The sequence below is a fragment of the Paenirhodobacter sp. genome (genome assembly GCF_041916475.1).
Taxonomy (GTDB): Bacteria; Pseudomonadota; Alphaproteobacteria; order Rhodobacterales; family Rhodobacteraceae; genus Rhodobacter.
In genome coordinates this window covers 1-20,225 of the sequence record NZ_JAYRZN010000049.1, presented here as the reverse complement: position 1 = coordinate 20,225, position 20,225 = coordinate 1, and the positions used below count along the sequence as shown (strand labels likewise).

Below are 20,225 nucleotides of genomic sequence, written 5' to 3'. Positions count from 1 at the left end.
GACCCTCATTGTCGACCAGGCGCACCGCGCCTTCACGCACTTCAGGGGAAAATTGTTCATCGTCCTGCGCATGATGCTCCATCCTACTCAGGAGGTGAAGCCGCCGGAAAAACCGGAGAGGTTCAGACCTCCCAGGCCGAACCGGAAATGGCTGGCCCGCATCACTTGCCTCTGGCCCGCAGAAGGCTGGTGCCATGTGCGGTCGCGCCTGCCGCTGCCTGCCCCGACCCACTTGGCCCATTTTCTAAGGTATGGGCCGAGCGCCCGATCTTGCTCGACAAATCTCTTGCTGGCGCCAGGCGTGTCGGCCCGTGTTTGCCTATGCCTGTCAAACCGTATTCCGAGCATCTTGGGCAAAATCTGTTCGTCGGCGGGTTCCTGATTCTCGATCCACCTTGTGAGGGGAAGTCATCGCTATGCGCGGCGTAGAAAAAGTTTCCGGCGCATGGAGATATTCGCAGCACTCAAGAACTTGAATCAGACACCGGGTGAAGGCTCAGCTTTCGCGCATGGCGTGGCGCAGCTGCTCGGTGATCGGTTGAAGGAGGTAGTCGATGACGGGGCGTTCTGTCGTGGCGATGAAGGCTTCGAGCGGCATGCCGGGCCGTAGTTCCACTTCGCCCAGATAGGGGAGAGCGTCGGCATCAATTTCCAGCTTCGCATCGTAATAGCTGACCCCAGTGTGTGGATCGACGGTCAGATCCGGTGACACATCGATGACAGAGGCTGCCAGCTCCGGGACGACGCGGGTATTCAGGCCCGTCATCCGCAGCTGCGCGGTCTGTCCTCGGTAAACCTGCTCGATATCTGTGGGCGCGACCCGGGCCTCCACCAGGAGGCGGTCATCGGCGGGGATGATCGATACCAGTCGCTCTCCCCCTGTGATGACCCCGCCGACCGTGTGAATCTCCAACTCGTGCAGGAAGCCCGCGAAGGGCGCACGAATCTCCAGCCTGCTGAGCTTGTCCTGCGCCGCGACGCGTTCTTGCCGCAGTCGCGCGATTTCCGTTCTGGTCTTGGCCAGGTCGGTCAGCACGCTCTCGTCGAACTCTTCGTCTACCAGAGTGATCGACATCTCGGCCTGCGCTGATTGCTGCGCGGCATCGGCGATTTCGGCCGCGATGGCAGATTGATTCCCCAGAAGGCCAGCCCGCTCGCGGCGCACCTGGTTGAGCTCGGAGTTCACCAGCAGGTCGCGGGAGCGGAGCTTCTGCGCCGTATCCACCTGCTCTTCGATCAGGCTGATGCTTTCGGCGGCGGCGGTTTTCTGCTCCTCCAGTGCCGCGATCTGGTTGTGGAACTGCTTGGCCTGTTCGGCAAGCTGCTCCTTGCGGCCTTCACGCGCCGCCCGGCGCGAGGCGAGCAATGCCCTCTGGCCATCCATCAGCATGGGCGCGCGCTCCTTATCCATTTCCGCGATTTCGTCGGGGAACGGGATGGCGGCGGCGCGCGATTGCTCGGTGAGCAGGCGTGCCTCTTCGGCCACAAGCTGCGCGAGCTGGCTGTCGACGATGCCGAGGTTTGCCTTGGCCAGCGTGCCATCGAGCGTGAACAGCAGTTGCCCGGCCTCGACCCGCTGCCCTTCGCTTACGAGGATCTTGTCGATGACACCGCCATCGGGATGCTGAACCTGCTTGGCACGGCCAGCCACGATGATCTTGCCCTGCGCAACGACCGCCCCCGAAAGCTTCGCGAACAGGCACACGGCGCCGAGGCTGCCAAGGCTGATTGCGCCCACCGCAATCGCGCCCCAGATATGCCGGCTGAGCGAGCGGGAGAGCCCCGCCTCGATTTCACTAAACCGCATGGGGACCAACTGCCTTTTCCGGCGTGCGGATCTGCTGAACCGCCGCCGCCATCACTTCGTCACGGTTTCCGAAGGCCACTTGCTGGCCATCCCGGATTTGCAGGATCTTGTTCACGGTCGACAGGATGTTGGGCCGATGGGCCACGACGATCACGATCGCCCCGTCTTGCCGCGCGGTGGCGACAGCGGCCGCCAGGGCCTGCTCCCCCTCCATGTCGAGGTTGGAGTTCGGCTCGTCGAGGACGATCAGGAACGGGGAGCCGTAAAGCGCCCGGGCGAGCGCAAGGCGCTGCCGCTGGCCCGCCGAGAGCCGCTTGGCCGGCTTCGCCGATGCGGGTGGCGTAGCCGTCAGCAAGGCTGATGATCAGGCGATGCACACCCGCCTTGGTTGCGGCCGCAACGATTTCGGACATTTCGGCATCCGGAGCGAAGCGCGAGATGTTCTCGGCGATGGTGCCATCGAACAGCTCCACGTCCTGCGGCACATAGCCGATGATCCGGGCGCGTTCTTCTTCGGTCCATTGCGAGAGGGTTGCGCCATCCAGCCGGATAGAGCCGCGCAGCGCCGGCCAGACGCCGACGATGGCACGGGAGAGGTTTGTCTTGCCGGCGCCAGAGGGCCCGACCACGCCCAGAGCATCGCCCGCCGCGAGCTGAAAATTCAGGTTCTGCAGCACGGCGGCATTGGCCCCCGGCGGGCCGGAATAGAGCCCCTCCACAGTGAGCTCGCGGTGGGGCAGCGGCAGGCCGGGGAGCGGCTCGTCCCCTTCCAGCTGTGCGAGCGCCAGGTTCAGCCGTTCGGCACCCTGACGGGCCGCGATGAAGGCGGGCCACTGGCCGACGGCCTGTTCGATCGGGCCGAGCGCGCGCGCCATGATCACCGAAGACGCGATCATCACCCCGGGGCTCACCTCGTGCTGCAGCACCAGCCAGGCGCCGAGCCCGAGCATCGCCGATTGCAGGATCATGCGCAGCGACTTGATCAGCGTGCTGAACAGAAGCGTCCTGTCGGTATATGCATTGCGCGCGTCCGAGAAGCTCGCGAGCAGGATCGCCGAGCGGCTGGCGATGCGCCGGGTCATCCCGAGCGCGCCGACGACTTCGGCATTGCGGCGGGCGCCATCATGGAAGCGCGACTGCGCCGCAACCTTGCGCTCCAGCGTCTGCGACGGCGCACGGGAGGAGAGCTCGTTGGCGAGAACCAGCAGCAGGATCACCACGCCGCCGCCGACCGCCAGCCAGCCCAGGTAGGGATGCAGCATGAAGATCAGCATGAAATAGAGCGGCATCACCGGCACGTCGCAGATGGCGGCGGGGCCGGCGGAGCCGAGGAAGCGGCGGATCGTATCCAGGTCGCGCTGCGGGGCCGCGCCCGCCGCCCGCGCGCCGCCGATCAGCGGCAGCCGCAGCGATGCGTTCAGGGTGGGTTCGGCCAGGAGCACGTTCACCCGCAGGCTGATCCGGGAGAGGGCGCGCGAGCGCATCAGATCCAGCCCGCCGCTGAGCAGATAGAGCGCCAGCGCGAAGCCGGAGAGCACCACCAGTGTGGGCACGCTGCCGCTCGCGAGCACGCGGTCGTAGACCTGCAGCATGTAAAGGGGGCCGACGAGCATCAGCAGGTTCAGAAAGATGCTGATGACGAAAATTCCGACAAAGGCTTGCCGACAGACAGACAGTGCGCCGCGCACGGCTGGCGCGGATTTCCTGGGCTTCATCGAGATACCTTTCCGCCACGTAAGGGACGTGAGGAGGTGAGAACGAAGATGTCGGCCCCCCGGTTCGAGGGGCCGACATCCTTCAGCAGACTATATCAGGTATAAAGATCGTATGAAGACGTGTTCAGGGTGGTCGCGGAGGCGGTGTCGGTATCATTTTCCGCAGTGAGCGAAAAATCACCGACGCTCAATGCAGACAGGGTTGTGGCCGTCGCAATGTCCGATGTGGGCGTGCCGAGCGGGTCCGGATAGGTGCCCGCGATCGACGCCGTCGGCCCGGTCCCGACGGGCTTCACGCCCTCGATGATGAACAGGTTGTCGTTGTAGTCGTAGTTGATCCCCGGATAGTCCATGATGCCCAGATAGACGTTCTGGACGATGTTTCCGGCCTCGTCGTAGGCCTGGAACATCTTGAGGAAATGGCCTTGTTGGGTGTTCGGTATGACCGTACCCCCATTCGGGTTCAGCCGCGGATCCGAGGAAACGCCATCCATCGCCAGGCCGAAAACATCGTCGCCGGCCCAGGCTTCGGGCACCGTCGTCCGGGTGATGACCGAGGTCGCGAAGGCGGTGGTGCTGCCGACGATATTCGGCAGGATCCGCTGGTTGTCGCTGCTGGCATGGATCCACAGATCGACGTCATTGTACTTGTTGGTGCCCGGCGCGTGGATGGCGAAGTAGGCCTGGGTCGCGCCGTGGTAGGCCGCGATCTGGGTGATGCGGGCCGAATCAACCCCGTCGGCGATCTGCCAGTAGGGCGACAGGATCTCGGTCGCATCGTTCTTCATATAGACGCTGTTGTGCGACAGCGCCGTATAGGCCCCGGCATCCACGGTGCTTAGCCCGTCGATCCGGTTGCCGAAGCCGAACACTTCCCAGATCTCGTTGACGTTCGGCTCCTGCCCGTTCTCGTAGGTCTGCTGCCAGAAGCCGGCGAGGTCGATCTGCGAAGTCGGGCTGTCCGCGTCGTTGGTGAACAGCGTCAGCTTGCCGTGGAACACCGTCGAGGTCGCTTCGATATTGGTCGTGGGCGGCGTATAGAGCGCGCGGTTGAAGTTGACCGTCACCGTGATCGACTGCCCCGGCGCCAGCGACAGGTTGTTGAACACATTGGGGTTGGCCAGCGTGAACGGCCCATCCATCCGGTAGTCCAGGAAGCTCAGCGTCTGCGTCCCGGTATTGCTGATCTGGACCTGCCCGGTGGATTTGTAATCGCGGCTGAAGCCGTTCTGGACCGGGTTCTCCAGGTAGTTGAAATGCAGGCGGTTGTCGAAATAGGTCGGATCGAGGCTCTGGACCCCGATATCGGCATTCGCATTCGCAGGCGCCTTGGTCACGTCCAGATAGTCCAGATCATCCGCGCCCGGGTTGGCCGAGTTCAGCTGCAGCCGGTAGGTCTGCCCGGCCTCCAGCAGCGCATAGACCGATTGCTCGCCCGCCGTGCCCACGCCCGGGAAGGCTGTCGTCTCCAGCGCGGTGCCGTTCAGGGTCCAGGTCAGCGCGCCGCCGTTGCTGCCATTGGCGTTCATCGCGGTGTCGAGCTTGTAGAGCCCGTCCTGCGTGACGGTGAAGTAGAACTTCGAGAGCGTTTCGCTGGCACTGAAGGCGCTGCCGTTGGTGGCCTCCATCTCGATCCGGCCGACTTCGTCGATCGTGGCGGGAACCGGGATGAAGCTCGGCGTCAGGATCTCCACCTGGTCGATATTCGGCCCGGTGTTGGAGATCGAGCGCAGGGTCACATGGTTCAGCCCCGAAATCAGCGGCACCGTGACTTCCACCACGCTCCACTGGTTGAAGGCGCCCGTGGTCGCGAAGGGCAGGACGGATTGCACCGCCCCGTTGACCTCCAGCTGCAGCGGCCGGTCCCCCGAGCCGCCGTTGGCATAACGGAAGCGCAGGATCCCCGAGCTGGCCGACGCGGTGGAGAAATTGAACGTCACATAATCCGCATTGGTCGAGCCGAAATCGACATAGCCGCCCGGCACGCCATCGGTATTGTCGGTGTTGCCGTCGGTGCCATAGGCGCCGGTGTAGAGGCCGTTCAGCATGCCGTTGCCGGTGGTCGTGCCCTGCGGGTTCTGCGCATCGCGGATCACGATCTGGGCGCCGCCGCCCGAGGGCAGCGTCACCGAGGTGCCGTCATTCGGTGTGCGGTCCTCGGCCTGGATCGTGAGGTAATGCGTGAATTCCGGCTGCTCGCTCGTCAGCGCGAAATTGAGGTTCGCGGAGGCCGTGTTCAGCGCATCGTCCGTCACCGTGAGCACCGCCGAGGAATTGCCCTGCGGCAGCAGGCTCAGGTCCACGGTGAAGCGGTGCTGGGCATCCACCGTCACGGTGCTCGCCGGCTGGCCGTTGAACGCCACGCGGACGGCGGTGATATCGCTGTCGAGGCCCGCGATCTGGAACACGGTTGCGCTGCGGTTCGAGCTGTCCACCACGCTGAGCGCCAGGTCGCCGCCCTCGTCGGCGGTGAGGTCGGCGCCCTGACCATTCGGCTTCGGGGTCAGCAGCACGAGCTGGCTCGCCCCGGTGGAGCGGTTCAGCGTGATCAGGTACAGATCCCCGGTGATCGGGTTCTCGATGATGTCCAGCGGGTCGATGAAATTGTCGATCACCGAGCCATCGGCGCGGCGCAGCACATCGTCGCCGATGATCTCTCCGTTGTCGCCGATCATCAGCGCGCGGATGTTGTCGCCGACCGAGAATTGCGCGATCAGCAGTGCGCCGCGGAAATCCGAGCCGAAGACGTTGCTCTTGTATTCGATCGCGCCATTGGCCGAGCGGTTGTAGCCGAGCGCATAGACGCCTTCGATGTCGTAATCCGCATCCGGCTGGATGCCGACCGAATAGCCGTCGGTCGTCGGGTTGCCGTCGCTGCCGCCAACCACCTCGAACGGATCGGAGCCCGAGGTCGGGTTGCCGCCATTCATGATGTAATGCCCCTGGCGCGGGTTCGGGTGGCCGTAATAGCCGCCCTCTTCCACGTTAAACAGCCAGTCGGATTCCTTCGGCGAATTGCTGATCGTGGTATCGAGCTGCGTGCTCGGGTCCTGCGGGGTCTTGCCGCCGGCAGCGGTGCCGTTGGTCGGCACATAGAGGTTGCCGTTAGAGTGCCACACCAGGTCATAGGCGTTGCGCACACCGGTGGCATAGATCTTCAGCACCGCATTCGCCGCGAACGGGTTGTACATGCCCGGATAGGTGCCGTCGGCATTGAAGGAGCTGTTCGGGAAGGTGGTCGTGGGGTCGTCGCCGGGGTTGATCGGTTCGGTGCGCACGTCGAAGCCGCCGGTCGGCGCGGTCCGCGAACGGTCGACCTCCAGCACGGCCGCATTGAGCAAGCGCTCCGGCCGCCCGCCCCAGGCAGGGTCCTCGCCGCCCGCGGCGGTGTTGGACCCCTGGGTCAGATAGAGCAGGTAGTTCGGCTCTCCCGCCTGGCCTGCATCCGGGTTCGCGCGGAATTCCAGGCTGTTGGTCAGGTGATCGCCTCCCGAGCGCGGCAGGCCGGAGATATAGGTCTCCGCCGTAGCCCCTGTGAAGGACATATTGGCGCCGAGCGTGATCTTGCTGATCCGGCCAGAGAATTCGGGCGTGTCGAAGGCCTTGGATTCGCGCGGGATCGGCGCGTTGTCGGTGATCCAGATCGTGTTCGGGTTTTCCGGATCGAAGGTGAAGCCGATGATGCCGCGCCGTTCGCCGTTGGGCGCATCGAGGTAATCGAGGATCAGGCTCTCCTTGGAGCTCTTGTCGATCGTGCCATCGGAATTCACGTCCCAGCGGTAGATTTCGCCGGTGATCGTCGCGACATAGAGCTTCCCGTCCGGCCCGTATTCGATCGAGGTGAAGCCGCCCGCGCCATCGATGAACCCGTCGAGCTGCACGCTGGATTCGAAGGAGACGCTGGACTGGACATCGGCCGGCATATTGCCAGTCACGAAGGTCGTGGTCAGGTCCTGCATCTGCCGCAGCGGCGCATTCGGGTCGCTGAGGCTGCCGAGGTCGAGCACGTTCTCGATCTTCAGCGTATAGCTGGTGAATTCCTTCAGCGGCGTCAGCGGGCGCACGTTGAGCGTATCGGCTCCGCCCGAGATCTGGACCGCGACCTCTACCTCGATGCCGGTGAGCGTCTCCACCAGTTTCACCCCTTCGGTGTGCAGGATATTCGGCCCGCGGTAATCCTCGCCGCGCAGCACTACGCCCACGACCAGCGTCGAGGTCGGGTCGATATCGGTCGGGATCGCGCCATTCGCCCCGAGCGCGATGGACACCTGCCCATCTTCCAGCGAATCCGCGACCGGCGCCGAGAAATAGGAATAGTCGAGATCCGCGGAGCGGCCGTCGTTCGGGGTCAGGTCGGGGATCGCCTCGATCTCGATATGTTGGATCTCGGTGAACAGCCCGCCGATGGAATCGAGCGTCAGCCGCCCGTCGAGCACATTGACGATGGCGGTGATATAGGCCGAGCGGCCGCCGCTGGTGCTGGAGCCGTTCGGCACCGAATTGGTCGGGCTCCAGATCGGCATCACCTGCACGCCCTCGATATGCAGCGCATAGATGCTGCTCGGGTCGCCGCTGGTATCGCCGATGGCGATCTTCACCTGATAGGAGCCGTTCGCCAGCGCCATTTCCCAGGCATAGGCCCCGGCGCCGTTTTCCATCACCGCGGAGGTCTTCTGCAGGTCGGAGGCGCCCGGAACGGTGTCGGAATAGGTCACGAGCCCGGTGGGCAGGTTGGCCGCGATGGTGCCGTTCGCGGTGCCATCGGCCACGCTCGCTTCGGTGACCTAGCCGTAGAACAGGCCATTGCCACGGTCGCCATAGGCCGCGCCCTGATCGGCGAAAAAGCCGGCCGGGGTGGTGTAGCCGCCCGGCAGGCCGCCGCTGCCCGCAGCGGGCTCGAAATTGATCTTCGCGACCGGGGTGAAATAGACCTGATCGCGATCGTCGACGATCTCCTCGCCCACGACGACGATACTGTCGAGGTTCGGCCCGTTGGCGGTGTTGGAGGTGAGGGTGAAGCTGTTCGCCCCCGCGGAAAGCTGCACATCCACCGTGACCTCGGCCCAGGTGCTCCAGGAGCCGGTGGCGGTGAAGTTCACGGTCTGCGAGACGCCGTCGATGGTCAGCGTCATCGGCCGCGCCGCGCCGGAGCTGAAGGCGTAGCGGAAGGTGATGTGGTAGGTGCCGCTGTCGGGCACGGTCACGGCGAAGGCGACGCCATCGCCCACGTCATTGCCGATGTCCACATAGCCGCTGCCGGTGAAGTTCCGCCACAGGCCATCGGAGTTGTAGGTCAGCCCGTCGCCGCTGTTGCTGGTATTGGCGGCGGGTTCCGGGGCGCCGGGGCCGCGCCGGGCGGTGTCGTTGTCCACCTCGATGAAGGTGAGCGTCTCCGCCTGGAGGGTCTGGGTGAAGATCTGCGGATCGCCACTGCGCAGCACGGTGATCTGCTTCGTCGTGTTCGCGGTATTGCCGTTGTCGTCGGTGACGATGACGGTGGTGACATAGGTGCCCGAGGTCAGCGACGTGCCGTCCACGGTGAAGTCGCCATCGGCATCGGGGAGCACGGTGGTCTTGGTGGCGCCGCCGTCGAAGCTCACCTGGACGAGCACGATATCGGAATCGAGCCCCGAGACGTTGAAGTTGATCGAATCCGCCGCCGCGCCGCTGAGGGTCTGGTCGGGCCCGCTGAGGAACAGGTTGCCATCCGCATCGGCGGTGAAATCGCTGCCGATCGGGCCGGTTCCCGCCTCGGTGATCTCGATCCGGTCGATGTTCGGGCCATAGGTGATGCCGGGCGGGATCGTCAGGGTGATGGTGTTGGTCCCGGCGGCGAGGGTGATGCTCTTGGTCAGGAAGGCCCAGACGTCGAACCCGGCCTGGGTGGCGGTCGCGGTGCTCGGGAACTGCGTGAGCGTGTCGGTGCCGTTGATGCCCAGCAGCAGCGGCCGCGGGCTGCCGTTCACGTTCTGCGACGCATAGCGGATGTTCAGGTCATAGGTGCCCGCGCTGCCGACGGTGATGGTGAAGGTGAGCTTGTCGCCGGGGTCGTCGCCGAAATCGACATAGCCGGTGCCGGAGTAATCGGGCCGCAGCCCGCCCGGCACGCCGGGGTCGGGGTTGGTGGTGGTGCGGGCCAGCGTGACGGTGCCCTGGCCGGTCGCAAGCGCGATGGCCGCGGCTTCGGCCTGTACCGTGATCGCGCTGAACGCGGGCGGCGGCCCCTGCTGGACGGTGACGTTGAAATCGACCGCGGCCGAGGAGAGCGAGCCGTCGCTCGCCAGCGCCTGCAGCGCATAACTGCCCGCCGCGACGCCCGCGCCCACGGTCAGGATCCCGCCGGACAGGCTGAAGCCCGCGGGCAGGGGGCTGCCGCCGGCCAGCTGCACGATGTAGCTGATGGCATCGCCGTTCGGATCCGTCGCGCCGAGTTCGGTCGCGACGTCGATCGTCGCAGGCGTGCCGGAGGTGGTGGTGAGATCGTCGATATCGGCGCCCGGCGCCAGAACCGGCGCCTGGTTCTCCGGCCCGTCGGTGACGGAGACATTGACGAGCTGGGTCACCACGGAGGTCCCGTCGCTGACCTGAACGCCGACCTGATAGACATTGTCGCCGTTGGTATCGGTCGGGGCCTCGAAATCGGGCGGGGCGATGAAGCTCAGGGCACCGGTCGTCGGGTTGATGGCGAATTTGGTGCTGTCCGTGCCCTGTCCGCTCAGCGCATAGCTGAGCGCCGCGGGGTTGTCGCTGTCGGTCGCGGTGACGGTCTGGGCGAGGAGCGTGTTCTCGGCCATGGAAACGGTATCCGCGCTGGTGATCTCCGGCGGATAGAACGACGGGCTGACGCCCACGGCGGTCACGGCCAGGGCATCGAGGTTCGGCCCGGTGAGCGAGGCGGAGCCGATCGCGAGCTTCACCGTGTTGCTGCCGGCCGCCAGCGTCACCGTCACCGACTGCACCGTCCAGTTCGACCAGCCGTTCGCGTCGGTCCCGGTCGAGGCGAAGGGCAGGGAGGATTGCGCAGTGCCGTTCACGGAAAGGTCCAGCGGCCGGTTCCCGGAGCCACCGTTCGCGTAGCGGAAATGGAGCGTATAGGTGCCTGCCGTGGGCGCAGCGACCGTGAAGGTCACGGAATCGCCGAGCGAGGAGGTGCCGGAGCCGTAATCGACATAGCCGCCGCCGGTGCTTCCGGGGCGCAGGCCGCTGCTGTCCAGGATCTTTCCGGATCCGGGGACCTCCGGATTGCTCGCGGAGCGGATGACGGTGTTGTTCGGCGAATTGCTGACAACCAGCGCGTTCTCTGCTTGAAAGATCACATCAAATTTCCATCAACCGTGCGCAGCAAGCAGGGCGCGACCCCGGTCGCGAGCCGCTGCGCGGAACCATCACTCACGCTCAGATCGGTATTCTGGGGGCTGGTGCCATGCGATACGGCCGCCGCAAGCGCTGCGATGCCGCATCCGGGAGCTTTGCTCCGGTACTCTCGAACATGCCCCGGGCTGGCATTCTGCAGGAACAGCGCTCTGTTTCGGCTGGTGCCCGTGGCCCCTCATTACACGAACTGACAGGCTGATGATTACCGATTCGGGACCGGTGAGGGAACTGGCATTCGCGGCCGGGGGATATATATATAGCGTGCTGCGGCCGCGAAATGCACGCCCTGATTGTAATCCTGCATGCAACGCCTCTGCCAATGCCCAAGGACCGATTCCGGTTCCTGAAAGTCGCGCAAAAAAGCGGCTTTCGCAGGAGCGCGGCGGCCGGGGCACGCGCCGAATCGGTGAGTCGGGCGCGCGGAATCATCCGTGGTCCGGGCCCCTGTTCGCGCCCGCGCCCGCGCCGTATAAGGCGGTCATGGATTATGATGCGATCGTTCTGGGCGCGGGTGGCGCCGGTCTTCTGGCTGCGGCAACGGCGGGGCAGCTGGGGGCGCGGGTGCTGGTCATCGACCATGCCGACAAGCCGGGCAAAAAGATCCTGATCTCGGGCGGAGGGCGGTGCAATTTCACCAATCTCGGCGCCGGGCCGAAGTGCTACCTGTCAGAAAACCCGCATTTCGCCAAATCAGCGCTGAGCCGCTACACCCAGCACGATTTCCTGGCGCTGGTGGAGCGGCACGGGATCGCCTGGCACGAGAAGACGCTCGGGCAGCTGTTCTGCGATGGTTCGGCGCGGCAGATCGTGGCGATGCTGCTGGAGGAATGCGCCCGCGGCGGCGCGGAGATCCGCCTGTCCACGAAGATCGGCGAGATCGCCCATGCCGACGGGCTGTTTCGGGTGGCTGGCGTGCGGGCACCGCAGCTGGTGATCGCGACGGGCGGGCCCTCGATCCCGAAGATGGGCGCCACCGGCATCGCCTTCCAGATCGCGGCGCGGTTCGGGCTCGGGGTGGTGGCGCCGCGCCCGGCGCTGGTGCCGCTGACGCTCGGGCCGCAGGATCAGGACTTCCTGGATATATCCGGTGTCTCCTGCCCGGTGACGGCGCGGACGGGGGCCGCCACCTTTGCCGAAGCCGCGCTGTTCACCCATCGCGGCCTGTCTGGCCCGGCGATCCTGCAGGCCTCGTCCTACTGGACACCCGGCGCGCCGCTGACGCTGGATCTCATGCCGAAGGCGGCGGATATGCTGCGCGCCGCGCGCCGCGCGATGCCGCGCGCCCATATCCGCGCGGTGCTGGCGCAGCACCTGCCGAACCGGCTGGCCGAGGTGCTCGCCGCGCGGATCGGCGCCACGCGCGAAATGGCCAACATGCCCGATGCCGAGCTCGACCGGATCGCGGCGCTGCTGCGCGGGCTGAGCTTCCAGCCCACCGGCACCGAGGGCTATGCCAAGGCGGAGGTGACGGCGGGCGGCATTTCCACGGCGGATCTGTCGTCGCGCACGATGGAGGCCACGCGGGTGCCGGGTCTTTATGCGATCGGGGAGGCGGTGGATGTGACCGGCTGGCTCGGCGGCTACAATTTCCAGTGGGCCTGGTCGTCTGCGGTGGCCGCAGGGCAGGCAATCGCAGCGCGGCGCATGGCATAGCATCTGGGGGAGGGTGAGAGGCTGGACATCGACCCAAGCGGGGCTCGTTGCGGCTGCTTCCTTCCGGACCTGACCGGGTTGGCGAGGCGCTCGCCCGCGCCAACCTCTCGGCAGACGATATAGGGGCGGGCGCCGGGAAAAGCAACCCCGGCAAAGGCCCCGCCGGGCTAGAACTCCAGATGCAGTTTCAGGAAGCCGTCTTCGGTCAGGCCACCGTCCTTGAGCCGCACTCCGGCGGCTTCGTCCAGCCGGCCTCGGGCCCGCGGCGAGGTTTCGAACCAGGCGCCGGTGCCGGGCAGCGGCGCGAACGTCCAGACCGGGCGGCTGCGCGGGCGCACGATGGGGTGGCGCCGCGCCGTCTCCTGCAGCACGTCCCAGACGATTGTCTCCGAGCCGAGCGGCACATCGACGGCGCCCGCGGCGGGAAAGCAGCCGGTCCCCGTACTGCGATAGCTGTTGGTCACCACGACGAAGGCTTCCTCCGGGCGCACCGGGCGCCCGTCATGGCGCAGGTTCCGGATCCTTTGCGCGGCCGGGTCCAGCAGGCTGCCATCGGGGGCATAGCGGGGCGGCTGGCTCGGGTCGATTTCGTAGGTCAGGCCGTAGAAGATGTCGAAATTATAGCTCGGGAAGCCGGGGTTCAGCAGGGGCTGGTCCTGCACCCCGGGGCGCAGCTGCAGGAAGGCGGCGGCGCCCCGCTCCAGCCATTCGGCAATCTCGGCGCCGGTGACGCGCACCGCCGTCACCGTATTCGGGTAGGTATAAAGATCCAGCATGTGGCGCACGCGAAGCGGGCCTGCCGGGATGTCGATGAAATAATCCGGCCCGCCGCGGGCGCCGCATTTCATCGGCGTCACCGCCACCAGTAGCGGCAGCTGCGCCTCGGGCCGCCCCTTCAGGCATTTGCGCACATGCGCAGCCTTCGCCAGCGCCACCAGGCCCAGCGTGGAATCCGGCGCCACCATGGAAAAGAAGCTCTGCAGCGGGCGCGTGGTCTGGCTCAGCACGCGCGAAAGCTCCGCCTTGATTTCGGCATGGGCCTCGGCGCCGAGCGCGACGATTTGCGGATGCTCCTCGGCGAGGCAGACCACCCGGTCCGGCCCGATCCGCTCCGATACCGGGCGCAGCTCACTGCGGGCGCCGCCCACCTGCCAGCGCCCGCCCGGGGCGCGCCGCAGCGTGAGGTCGATCAGGCCCAGATGCGAGCCCCACCTTCCCGGCAGGATCGCGGGCTTGCCCATCAGCTGCCCCTGCGCCGGATCCCCGGAAGCCGCGGGCGCAGGCTCCGGCGCCGGGAACAGCATGTGGCTGTGGCCGCAAATCAGGGCATCGATGCCCTCCACCTGCGCAAGCCGAAGCCCCGCATGCTCGGCGTCCTCGGAATGGATGTCCTCCGAGAGGCTGCCGATGCCGGTATGGGCCAGGGCCACCACGATATCCGCCCCGGCCGCACGCAGGCGCGGCACTTCGACGAGGGCGGTTTCGACGATGTCGCGGGTGAAAAGATTGCCGCCGAGGCGGGCGCGGTCCCAGCTTGCGGTCTGCGGCGGCAAAAAGCCGATCACCCCGATCCGGAGACGGTGCAGCGCCCCTTCCGCATCCTCCAGGTCGCGCTCCAGAATGAGCCATGGCGGCAGCATCTGGCCGATCCCCTCCGCGCGCCGCCGCCGCGCATTGGCGCAGACGAAGGGAAAGCGCGCATCCGCGAGCACCCGGTCCAGATAATCCAGGCCGAAGTTGAATTCATGATTGCCGGGCGTGCCGGCGTCATAGCCGAGGGCATTCATCGCCGCGATCATCGGGTGGACTTCGCCGCAGCGGATCCCGCGCCGCTGGCCCCAGTGATCGACGAGCAGCGAGCCCTGGAGGAAATCTCCGTTGTCGAAGAGCAGGACGTTGCGCGCCTCCCGGCGGGCGCCGGCGATGAGATTCGCCACCCTGCTCAGCCCGGTATCCGGCGCGGGGCGGTCGCGGGTATAATCGTAGCCGAGAAGGAAACCATGGAGATCGGTCGTGGCCAGGATCCTGAGCGCCACGGTCGCCTCGCCATCGCAGTGCAGGTCCGCGGTTCGTGCGGTGCCGTCGGCGGGGGGCGGGGCGCTTCGCTTGCCGGTGCCGGAGACGGGGCTATGAGGCTGGAGATCCTCAATCCGGCCATTGCAAAACATCTGATTTCGTTCCTTCCGGCGCCCTTGGGGGCGAGATTGCTGTGCAGATTGCTATGGCTTCCTCCGGCGCCGGAAACGATACAATCATGAAGCGAGTTTGAATTTCTATTGGAAACAACGATGCTTTGGCAGATTTTTTAGCGCATGATATGGAAACAAGCAGATTTGCAACACTCTGGCGTTCCGGGGCCTGTCGTGCCACAAGCTCCGGGCACAGGATGCTCAGGACCGCCATGACCCAGCTGCAGCCCCCCGCGGAAACCGCTCATCACCCCGAGCCCTATCTTGATCTCCGCTCCGGGTTGGCCTTCGGTGGCTCCGGGCTGGACCGGGCCGTCGCGCTGCGCGCGGACCCGGCCAAACTCTCCTGCCTGGCGGTGGAGCCGTCAACGCGGATCCTGCCGCTCTGGCGCGGGCGGGTGCTGCTTGCGGCGCCCGAAGCGGAGACCGATCCGGTGGTCGGGGCGGGACTCGTGGGGCTCGCGCCGGGCGCGGAGCTGCTGCGCGACCATGGGGCGGAGGCGCCGCTGTTCCTGGGCCTGTCGCAGGGGGTGGCGGTGTTTGCGCAGGACGTGTCCTCCTGGGAGCCCGAAGATGCGCCCACGGGCGAGCCGGGGTTTGCCGATCCGCGCCAATGGGGGCCGCCCGGCGCGCCGCAGGGGGCTGCTTTCGCCGAGCTGCGCGGTGCACTGATGCGCCTCGATGCGCGGGCGGGGGAGCTGGTGGCCATGGCCCGCGCGCTCCGGCAATGGCACGAAAGCCACGGCTTCTGCGCCAAATGCGGCGCGGCCTCGCGGGTCACGCTGGGCGGCTGGCAGCGGCATTGCCCCGCCTGCGACGGGCATCATTTCCCGCGCACGGATCCGGTCGTGATCATGCGCATCACCCGCGGCAATGATGTGCTGATGGGGCGTTCGCCGGGCTGGCCGGAGGGGATGTATTCCTGCCTCGCCGGGTTCGTGGAGCCGGGCGAAACGGTGGAGGCCGCCGTGCGCCGGGAGGTGCTGGAGGAGACGGCGGTGCAGGTCGGGCGGGTGGATTTCCTCGCCTCCCAGCCCTGGCCCTTCCCGATGCAGATGATGCTGGCCTGCGAGGGGACCGCCCTGAGCGCAGAGATCACCCTCGATCCGGTGGAGCTGGAAGACGCGCTCTGGGTCAGCCGGGAGCGTCTGGCGGGCGTCTTCGCGGGCACCGACCCGCAGATCCGCGCGCCGCGGGCGGGCGCGATTGCCGGCTGGATGCTGCGCGGCTGGCTGCGCGACGCGCGGAGCTGATCCCGTTCACCCTCTGTTTGCCTGTGCCGGGGTAGTTTGCCCGGGCAAGGCACAGGAGAAGGCATGAAGTTCACCAGCCGTATCGAAATTGCTGCCGCTCCGGCGCAGGTGTTCGGGCAGATGTCCGACCTCTCCGTTTTCGCCCCGGAGCTGCGGCGCCATGGGGTGCGGCTGCGGCGCACCGATACGCTGGCGGAGCCGGCGGCGGGCATGAGCTGGCAGGCCGATTTCCGGTTTCGCGACCGCGCGCGGGTGGTGCATCTGATGGCCTGCCGTGTGGCCCCGCAGGAGCGGATCGACTACGAGGGCCAGAGCAACAGCTTCCTGCTCAGCGGCGCCGTCGCGCTCACGCCGCTGCCGCGGGAGCGCACGCGGCTGCATCTGACGCTGGAATTCCGGCCGCGCAACCTGGGCGCGCGGCTGCTTTTGCAATCGGCGCGGCTCGGGCGGGCGCGGCTGGAAAGCCGGCTCGGCGATCGCCTCGCCGAGCTGGCCGCGCTGCTGGAGGCGGGGGCGCGGGCCTGATCAGCCGTGGCGGCGCGGATCGGCCGGATAGACCCCGAGCAGCGACATGTGGGTGGTGAAATAGGCCAGCTCGTCCAGCGCGAGGCGGACGTTGTCGTCCTCCGGATGGCCCTCGATATCGGCGTAGAACTGGGTGGCGGTGAAATTGCCCTCTACCATGTAGCTCTCGAGCTTGGTCATGTTCACGCCGTTGGTCGCGAAGCCGCCCATCGCCTTGTAGAGCGCCGCGGGAATGTTGCGCACCCGGAACACGAAGGTGGTCATCATCCGCTCGGCGCGCCGTGTGCTGTCCGGTTCGCGCGACATGATCAGGAAGCGGGTGGTGTTGTGGGCATTGTCCTCGATGTTGCGCGCGAGAATCTCCAGCCCGTGGATCTCCGCCGCGATCTCCGAGGCGAGGACGCCTTCCCCCGGCGCATGGCTGCGCGCGAGCTCCGCCGCGGCGCCGGCGCTGTCGGCCGCGGCATGGCCCGCGATCGCATGCGTGCGCAGGAAGCGCGCCGATTGCGGCAGCAGCACCAGATGCGCGCGCACATGCCGGATGTCCTCGAGCTTGCGCCCGGGCACCGTCATCAGCACGATCCGCACCCGCACGAAGGCCTCCCCGATGATATGCAGCCCGGAGGAGGGCAGCAGCCGGTGGATATCGGCCACGCGGCCATAGGTGGAATTCTCGACCGGCAGCATCGCGAGGTCCGCCACGCCCGTGGTCACGGCCTCGATCACATCCTCGAACGTGGCGCAGGGCAGCACGTCCATCTCCGGGCGTGCGTTGCGGCAGGCCTCGTGCGAATAGGCGCCCAGCTCGCCCTGGAATGCGATCACCCCGCGTTTTTCGGTGGCCATGTGTCCCTCCTCGATGGTGCCGTTTTCCTATAGCGGGCAGGCCGGAAAATGGAAGCGGAACCCGCCGTGCGTCACGGGGCCGCACCTGTCGTGCGGCACGATGGCTTGCGGCATCGCAACTTCCTTGAAAAAAGCGCAGTGAGACAGGATACTTCGGCGTAACCGGATTGTGATGCGATCCAGCCATACTCAGGGAGGAGTCATGTTGACTACGACGACTGTTACCAAGGCTGCTGGCGCCATCCTGGGCGCATTTCTGTTTTTCCTGCTCGCGGGCTGGGCCGGGGCGGCCCTGTTCGCCGTGGGCGGCGGGGAGCATGGCGCCGAGGAAGAGGGGGAGGCCGTCGCCATGATGACGGCTGCGCCCGGCGGTGTGGGTGGCGAAAGCGCCGGAGCCGCGACGGCGGAAGCCGCCCCTGCGGTCGTACTCGGCGAGGGCGATGCGGCCAAGGGCGAGAAGGTCTTTGGCAAGTGCAAGGCCTGCCACAAGGTGGACGGCAAGAACGCGACCGGCCCGCATCTGGATGGTGTCGTCGGGCGGCCGATCGGCTCGGTGGCCGATTTCGCCTACTCCGACGCGTTCAAGAGCCACGGCGACAACTGGACGCTCGAGCATCTGGACAACTACCTGGCCAACCCGAAGGAATACATCCCGGGCAACAAGATGTCCTTCGCGGGCCTGCCGAAGCCGGAAGATCGCGCGAATGTCATCGCCTATCTGCAGAGCCTCGCGCACTGAGCCGGATCTGGCCTGACGGGCCGAAGCAGGGCCGCCCCTTCGGGCGGCCCGTTCCATTTCGGCGCGCTCTCACGCAGATGCAACTTGCACCCCGGGGCGATGCGCTCTTAGCTGGGCGCCGAACGATCGGGAGCACAGAATGACGGTTCGCAGAGGGTTTGGCGGTGTCTGGCTGTTGGGGGCGGCGCTGTGGGCGGTGGCTGCGGGGCCGGGGGCCGCGCAGGAGACGATCACCGCGACGGCCATCTCGACGCTGGGGGATCTGAAATACCCGGCCGATTTCGCGCATCTCGATTACGTCAACCCGGAGGCGCCCAAAGGCGGCGAGATTTCGGAATGGACGCAGGGCGGGTTCGACAACATGAACCCGTTCACGCTGGAGGGGCGCGCGGCGGCGCTGGCCTCGGCGCCGCTGGAAACGATGCTGGAGACCACGGCCGATACGGTGGGCGAAGCCTACTGCCTGCTGTGTGCGCAGATGGAATATCCGCCCTCGAAGGACTGGGTGATCTTCACCCTGCGCGACGGCATCACCTTCTCCGACGGCACGCCGATGACCGCCGAAGATGTGCTGTTCTCCTACCAGCAGCTGCGCGACAAGGGGCTCAGCTCGTTCCGGGCGGTGGTGGCGCAGCAGGTGGCCTCGGCCGAGGTGCTGGACCCGAAACGGATCAAATATACCTTCACCCCCGATTATCCGCGGCGCGACATCATTCAGGCCGTGGGCGGGCTGCCGGTCTTTTCCGCGGCGCAGTTCGCGCGCGAGAAGCTGGATCTGGCCAAGGCTTCGCCGGTGCCGTTCGTCGGCTCCGGCCCCTACATGTTCGATTCTGCGCGCGACGGGCGCACGGTGGCCTGGAAGCGCAACCCGGACTATTGGGGCAAGGACCTGCCGCTGAATATCGGGCGGCATAATTTCGACCGGATCCGGATCGAATATTACGGCGACTATCAGGCTGCGTTCGAAGGGTTCAAGGCCGGCTCATATACTTTCCGCAACGAGGCCTCGTCGCTTCTCTGGGCCACGGCCTATGATTTCCCGGCGCTGACGAAGAAATGGGTGGCGAAGGCGGAGCTGCCGAATGGCAATGTCGCCTCGGGCCAGGCCTTCGCCATCAACCTGCGGCGCGAGAAGTTCGAGGACATCCGCGTGCGCGAGGCGCTGGGGCTGATGTTCAACTTCGACTGGTCCAACGAGACGCTGTTTTATGGGCTCTATACCCGGGTGAATTCGATCTGGGAGAATTCGCCGCTGGCCGCGACAGGAACCCCCACGCCCGAGGAAATCGCGCTGCTGAAGCCGCTGGCGGCGGACCTGCCCGCCGGCATTCTGGACGATCCGGCCGTGGTGGCGCCCGGATCGGGCGCGCGCCAGCTCGACCGCGGCAATCTGCGCAAGGCGGCGGCGCTGCTGGATGCGGCGGGCTGGGAGGCGGGAGCCGATGGCCTGCGCCGCAACGCGCGCGGCGAGACGCTGAAGGTGGAAATCCTGAACGACAGCCAGACCTTCGACCGGGTGATCCTGCCCTATATCGAAAACCTGAAGGCGCTGGGCGTCGATGCGTCGATGGTGCGGGTGGACGATGCGCAATATGAGAACCGCCGCCGCGCCCATGACTACGACATGATCACCGCGCAACTCGGCCAGGACGAAATCCCGGGCGCCGACCTGCAGCAGTATTTCGGCTCCGGCTCTACCGATGACGTGTTCAACGCGATGGGGCTCTCCAATCCGGCGGTGGACAAGCTGATCCGGCTGGTGGAGGAGGCGAACAGCGCCGAGGAACTGATCCCGCGCGTGCATGCGCTGGACCGGGCGCTGCGGGCGCTGCGCTTCTGGGTGCCGCAATGGTACAAGGCCAGCCACACCGTCGCCTATTACGATATGTACGAACATCCCAAAGCCCTGCCGCCGCATGCGCTGGGAGAGATGGACTTCTGGTGGTATAACGCCGAAAAGGCCGCGAAACTGAAAGCGGACGGCGCATTCTGACGGGGTTCTCCGCCGGGAATGTTGCGAAAGTGAGGGCAGGGAGCGTATGGGCGCCTATATCCTGAGGCGGTTGATGCTGGTTATTCCGACATTGTTCGGGATCATGCTGGTCAATTTCACGCTGACGCAAT

At 66.4% G+C, this 20,225-nt stretch carries 11 protein-coding genes, 1 other RNA gene and 1 pseudogene; 5 read left to right on the top strand and 8 right to left on the bottom strand.

Features of this window, described 5'->3' with window-relative positions; translation table 11 throughout:
• Positions 1-496: 496 nt before the first annotated feature.
• The 5 genes and pseudogenes from ACOMG5_RS15850 to ACOMG5_RS15830 all read right to left on the bottom strand — a co-directional run bounded on the left by ACOMG5_RS15850 (position 497) and on the right by ACOMG5_RS15830 (position 10,838).
• Complete coding sequence (locus tag ACOMG5_RS15850) at positions 497-1,807, bottom strand: HlyD family type I secretion periplasmic adaptor subunit (RefSeq protein WP_420344764.1); 1,311 nt, start codon at positions 1,805-1,807, stop codon at positions 497-499.
• Complete coding sequence (locus ACOMG5_RS15845) at positions 1,797-2,162, bottom strand: ATP-binding cassette domain-containing protein (protein WP_420344763.1); 366 nt, start codon at positions 2,160-2,162, stop codon at positions 1,797-1,799. Before ACOMG5_RS15845 ends, ACOMG5_RS15850 begins: the two co-directional genes overlap by 11 nt.
• A 34-nt stretch (positions 2,163-2,196) precedes the next feature.
• A pseudogene (locus ACOMG5_RS15840) lies at positions 2,197-3,522 on the bottom strand (type I secretion system permease/ATPase); the annotation flags it as partial.
• 95 nt (positions 3,523-3,617) lie between these two features.
• Positions 3,618-8,291, bottom strand: a complete 4,674-nt coding sequence (locus ACOMG5_RS15835; RefSeq protein ID WP_420344762.1) for a carbohydrate-binding protein — start codon at positions 8,289-8,291, stop codon at positions 3,618-3,620.
• A 15-nt stretch (positions 8,292-8,306) separates the two neighbouring features.
• Positions 8,307-10,838: a carbohydrate-binding protein gene (locus ACOMG5_RS15830; RefSeq protein ID WP_420344761.1), complete on the bottom strand. Its 2,532-nt coding sequence runs from the start codon at positions 10,836-10,838 to the stop codon at positions 8,307-8,309.
• Between the two features lie 538 nt (positions 10,839-11,376).
• On the opposite strand from ACOMG5_RS15830, the gene ACOMG5_RS15825 reads away from it, so the two are divergent.
• A complete protein-coding gene (locus ACOMG5_RS15825) occupies positions 11,377-12,549 on the top strand; it encodes an NAD(P)/FAD-dependent oxidoreductase (protein WP_420344760.1) in 1,173 nt (390 codons plus the stop codon).
• 11 nt (positions 12,550-12,560) lie between these two features.
• On the opposite strand, the gene ffs is transcribed toward ACOMG5_RS15825, so the two are convergent.
• Both ffs and ACOMG5_RS15815 read right to left on the bottom strand, forming a co-directional pair.
• An RNA gene (gene ffs / locus ACOMG5_RS15820) (signal recognition particle sRNA small type) lies at positions 12,561-12,659 on the bottom strand.
• Between the two features lie 57 nt (positions 12,660-12,716).
• Positions 12,717-14,717, bottom strand: coding sequence for a bifunctional 2',3'-cyclic-nucleotide 2'-phosphodiesterase/3'-nucleotidase (locus ACOMG5_RS15815; protein WP_420344759.1), 2,001 nt, complete (start codon positions 14,715-14,717; stop codon positions 12,717-12,719).
• A gap of 233 nt (positions 14,718-14,950) precedes the next feature.
• On the opposite strand from ACOMG5_RS15815, the gene nudC reads away from it, so the two are divergent.
• The gene (gene nudC / locus ACOMG5_RS15810) at positions 14,951-15,991 is read left to right on the top strand and encodes an NAD(+) diphosphatase (protein ID WP_420344758.1); all 1,041 of its coding nucleotides are present in this window, start codon (positions 14,951-14,953) and stop codon (positions 15,989-15,991) included.
• Positions 15,992-16,054: 63 nt separating this feature from the next.
• Positions 16,055-16,516, top strand: coding sequence for an SRPBCC family protein (locus ACOMG5_RS15805; protein WP_420344757.1), 462 nt, complete (start codon positions 16,055-16,057; stop codon positions 16,514-16,516).
• Here ACOMG5_RS15805 and ACOMG5_RS15800 read toward each other — a convergent pair whose 3' ends face one another.
• On the bottom strand, positions 16,517-17,362 hold the full coding sequence (locus tag ACOMG5_RS15800; RefSeq protein WP_420344756.1) for a prephenate dehydratase: 846 nt from the start codon (positions 17,360-17,362) through the stop codon (positions 16,517-16,519).
• A 202-nt stretch (positions 17,363-17,564) separates the two neighbouring features.
• Here ACOMG5_RS15800 and ACOMG5_RS15795 point away from each other — a divergent pair, with 202 nt between their 5' ends.
• Complete coding sequence (locus tag ACOMG5_RS15795; RefSeq protein WP_420344755.1) at positions 17,565-18,101, top strand: c-type cytochrome; 537 nt, start codon at positions 17,565-17,567, stop codon at positions 18,099-18,101.
• Positions 18,102-18,240: 139 nt separating this feature from the next.
• A complete protein-coding gene (locus tag ACOMG5_RS15790) occupies positions 18,241-20,094 on the top strand; it encodes an extracellular solute-binding protein (RefSeq protein WP_420344754.1) in 1,854 nt (617 codons plus the stop codon).
• Positions 20,095-20,225 lie beyond the last annotated feature (131 nt).

Coding starts and splice junctions, on each gene's coding strand:
- ACOMG5_RS15800 (WP_420344756.1), bottom strand. CDS start 17,362: ATGGCCACCGAAAAACGCGGGGTGATCGCATTCCAGGGCGAGCTGGGC.
- ACOMG5_RS15805 (WP_420344757.1), top strand. CDS start 16,055: ATGAAGTTCACCAGCCGTATCGAAATTGCTGCCGCTCCGGCGCAGGTG.
- ACOMG5_RS15795 (WP_420344755.1), top strand. CDS start 17,565: ATGTTGACTACGACGACTGTTACCAAGGCTGCTGGCGCCATCCTGGGC.
- ACOMG5_RS15815 (WP_420344759.1), bottom strand. CDS start 14,717: ATGTTTTGCAATGGCCGGATTGAGGATCTCCAGCCTCATAGCCCCGTC.
- ACOMG5_RS15790 (WP_420344754.1), top strand. CDS start 18,241: ATGACGGTTCGCAGAGGGTTTGGCGGTGTCTGGCTGTTGGGGGCGGCG.
- nudC (WP_420344758.1), top strand. CDS start 14,951: ATGACCCAGCTGCAGCCCCCCGCGGAAACCGCTCATCACCCCGAGCCC.
- ACOMG5_RS15850 (WP_420344764.1), bottom strand. CDS start 1,807: ATGCGGTTTAGTGAAATCGAGGCGGGGCTCTCCCGCTCGCTCAGCCGG.
- ACOMG5_RS15825 (WP_420344760.1), top strand. CDS start 11,377: ATGGATTATGATGCGATCGTTCTGGGCGCGGGTGGCGCCGGTCTTCTG.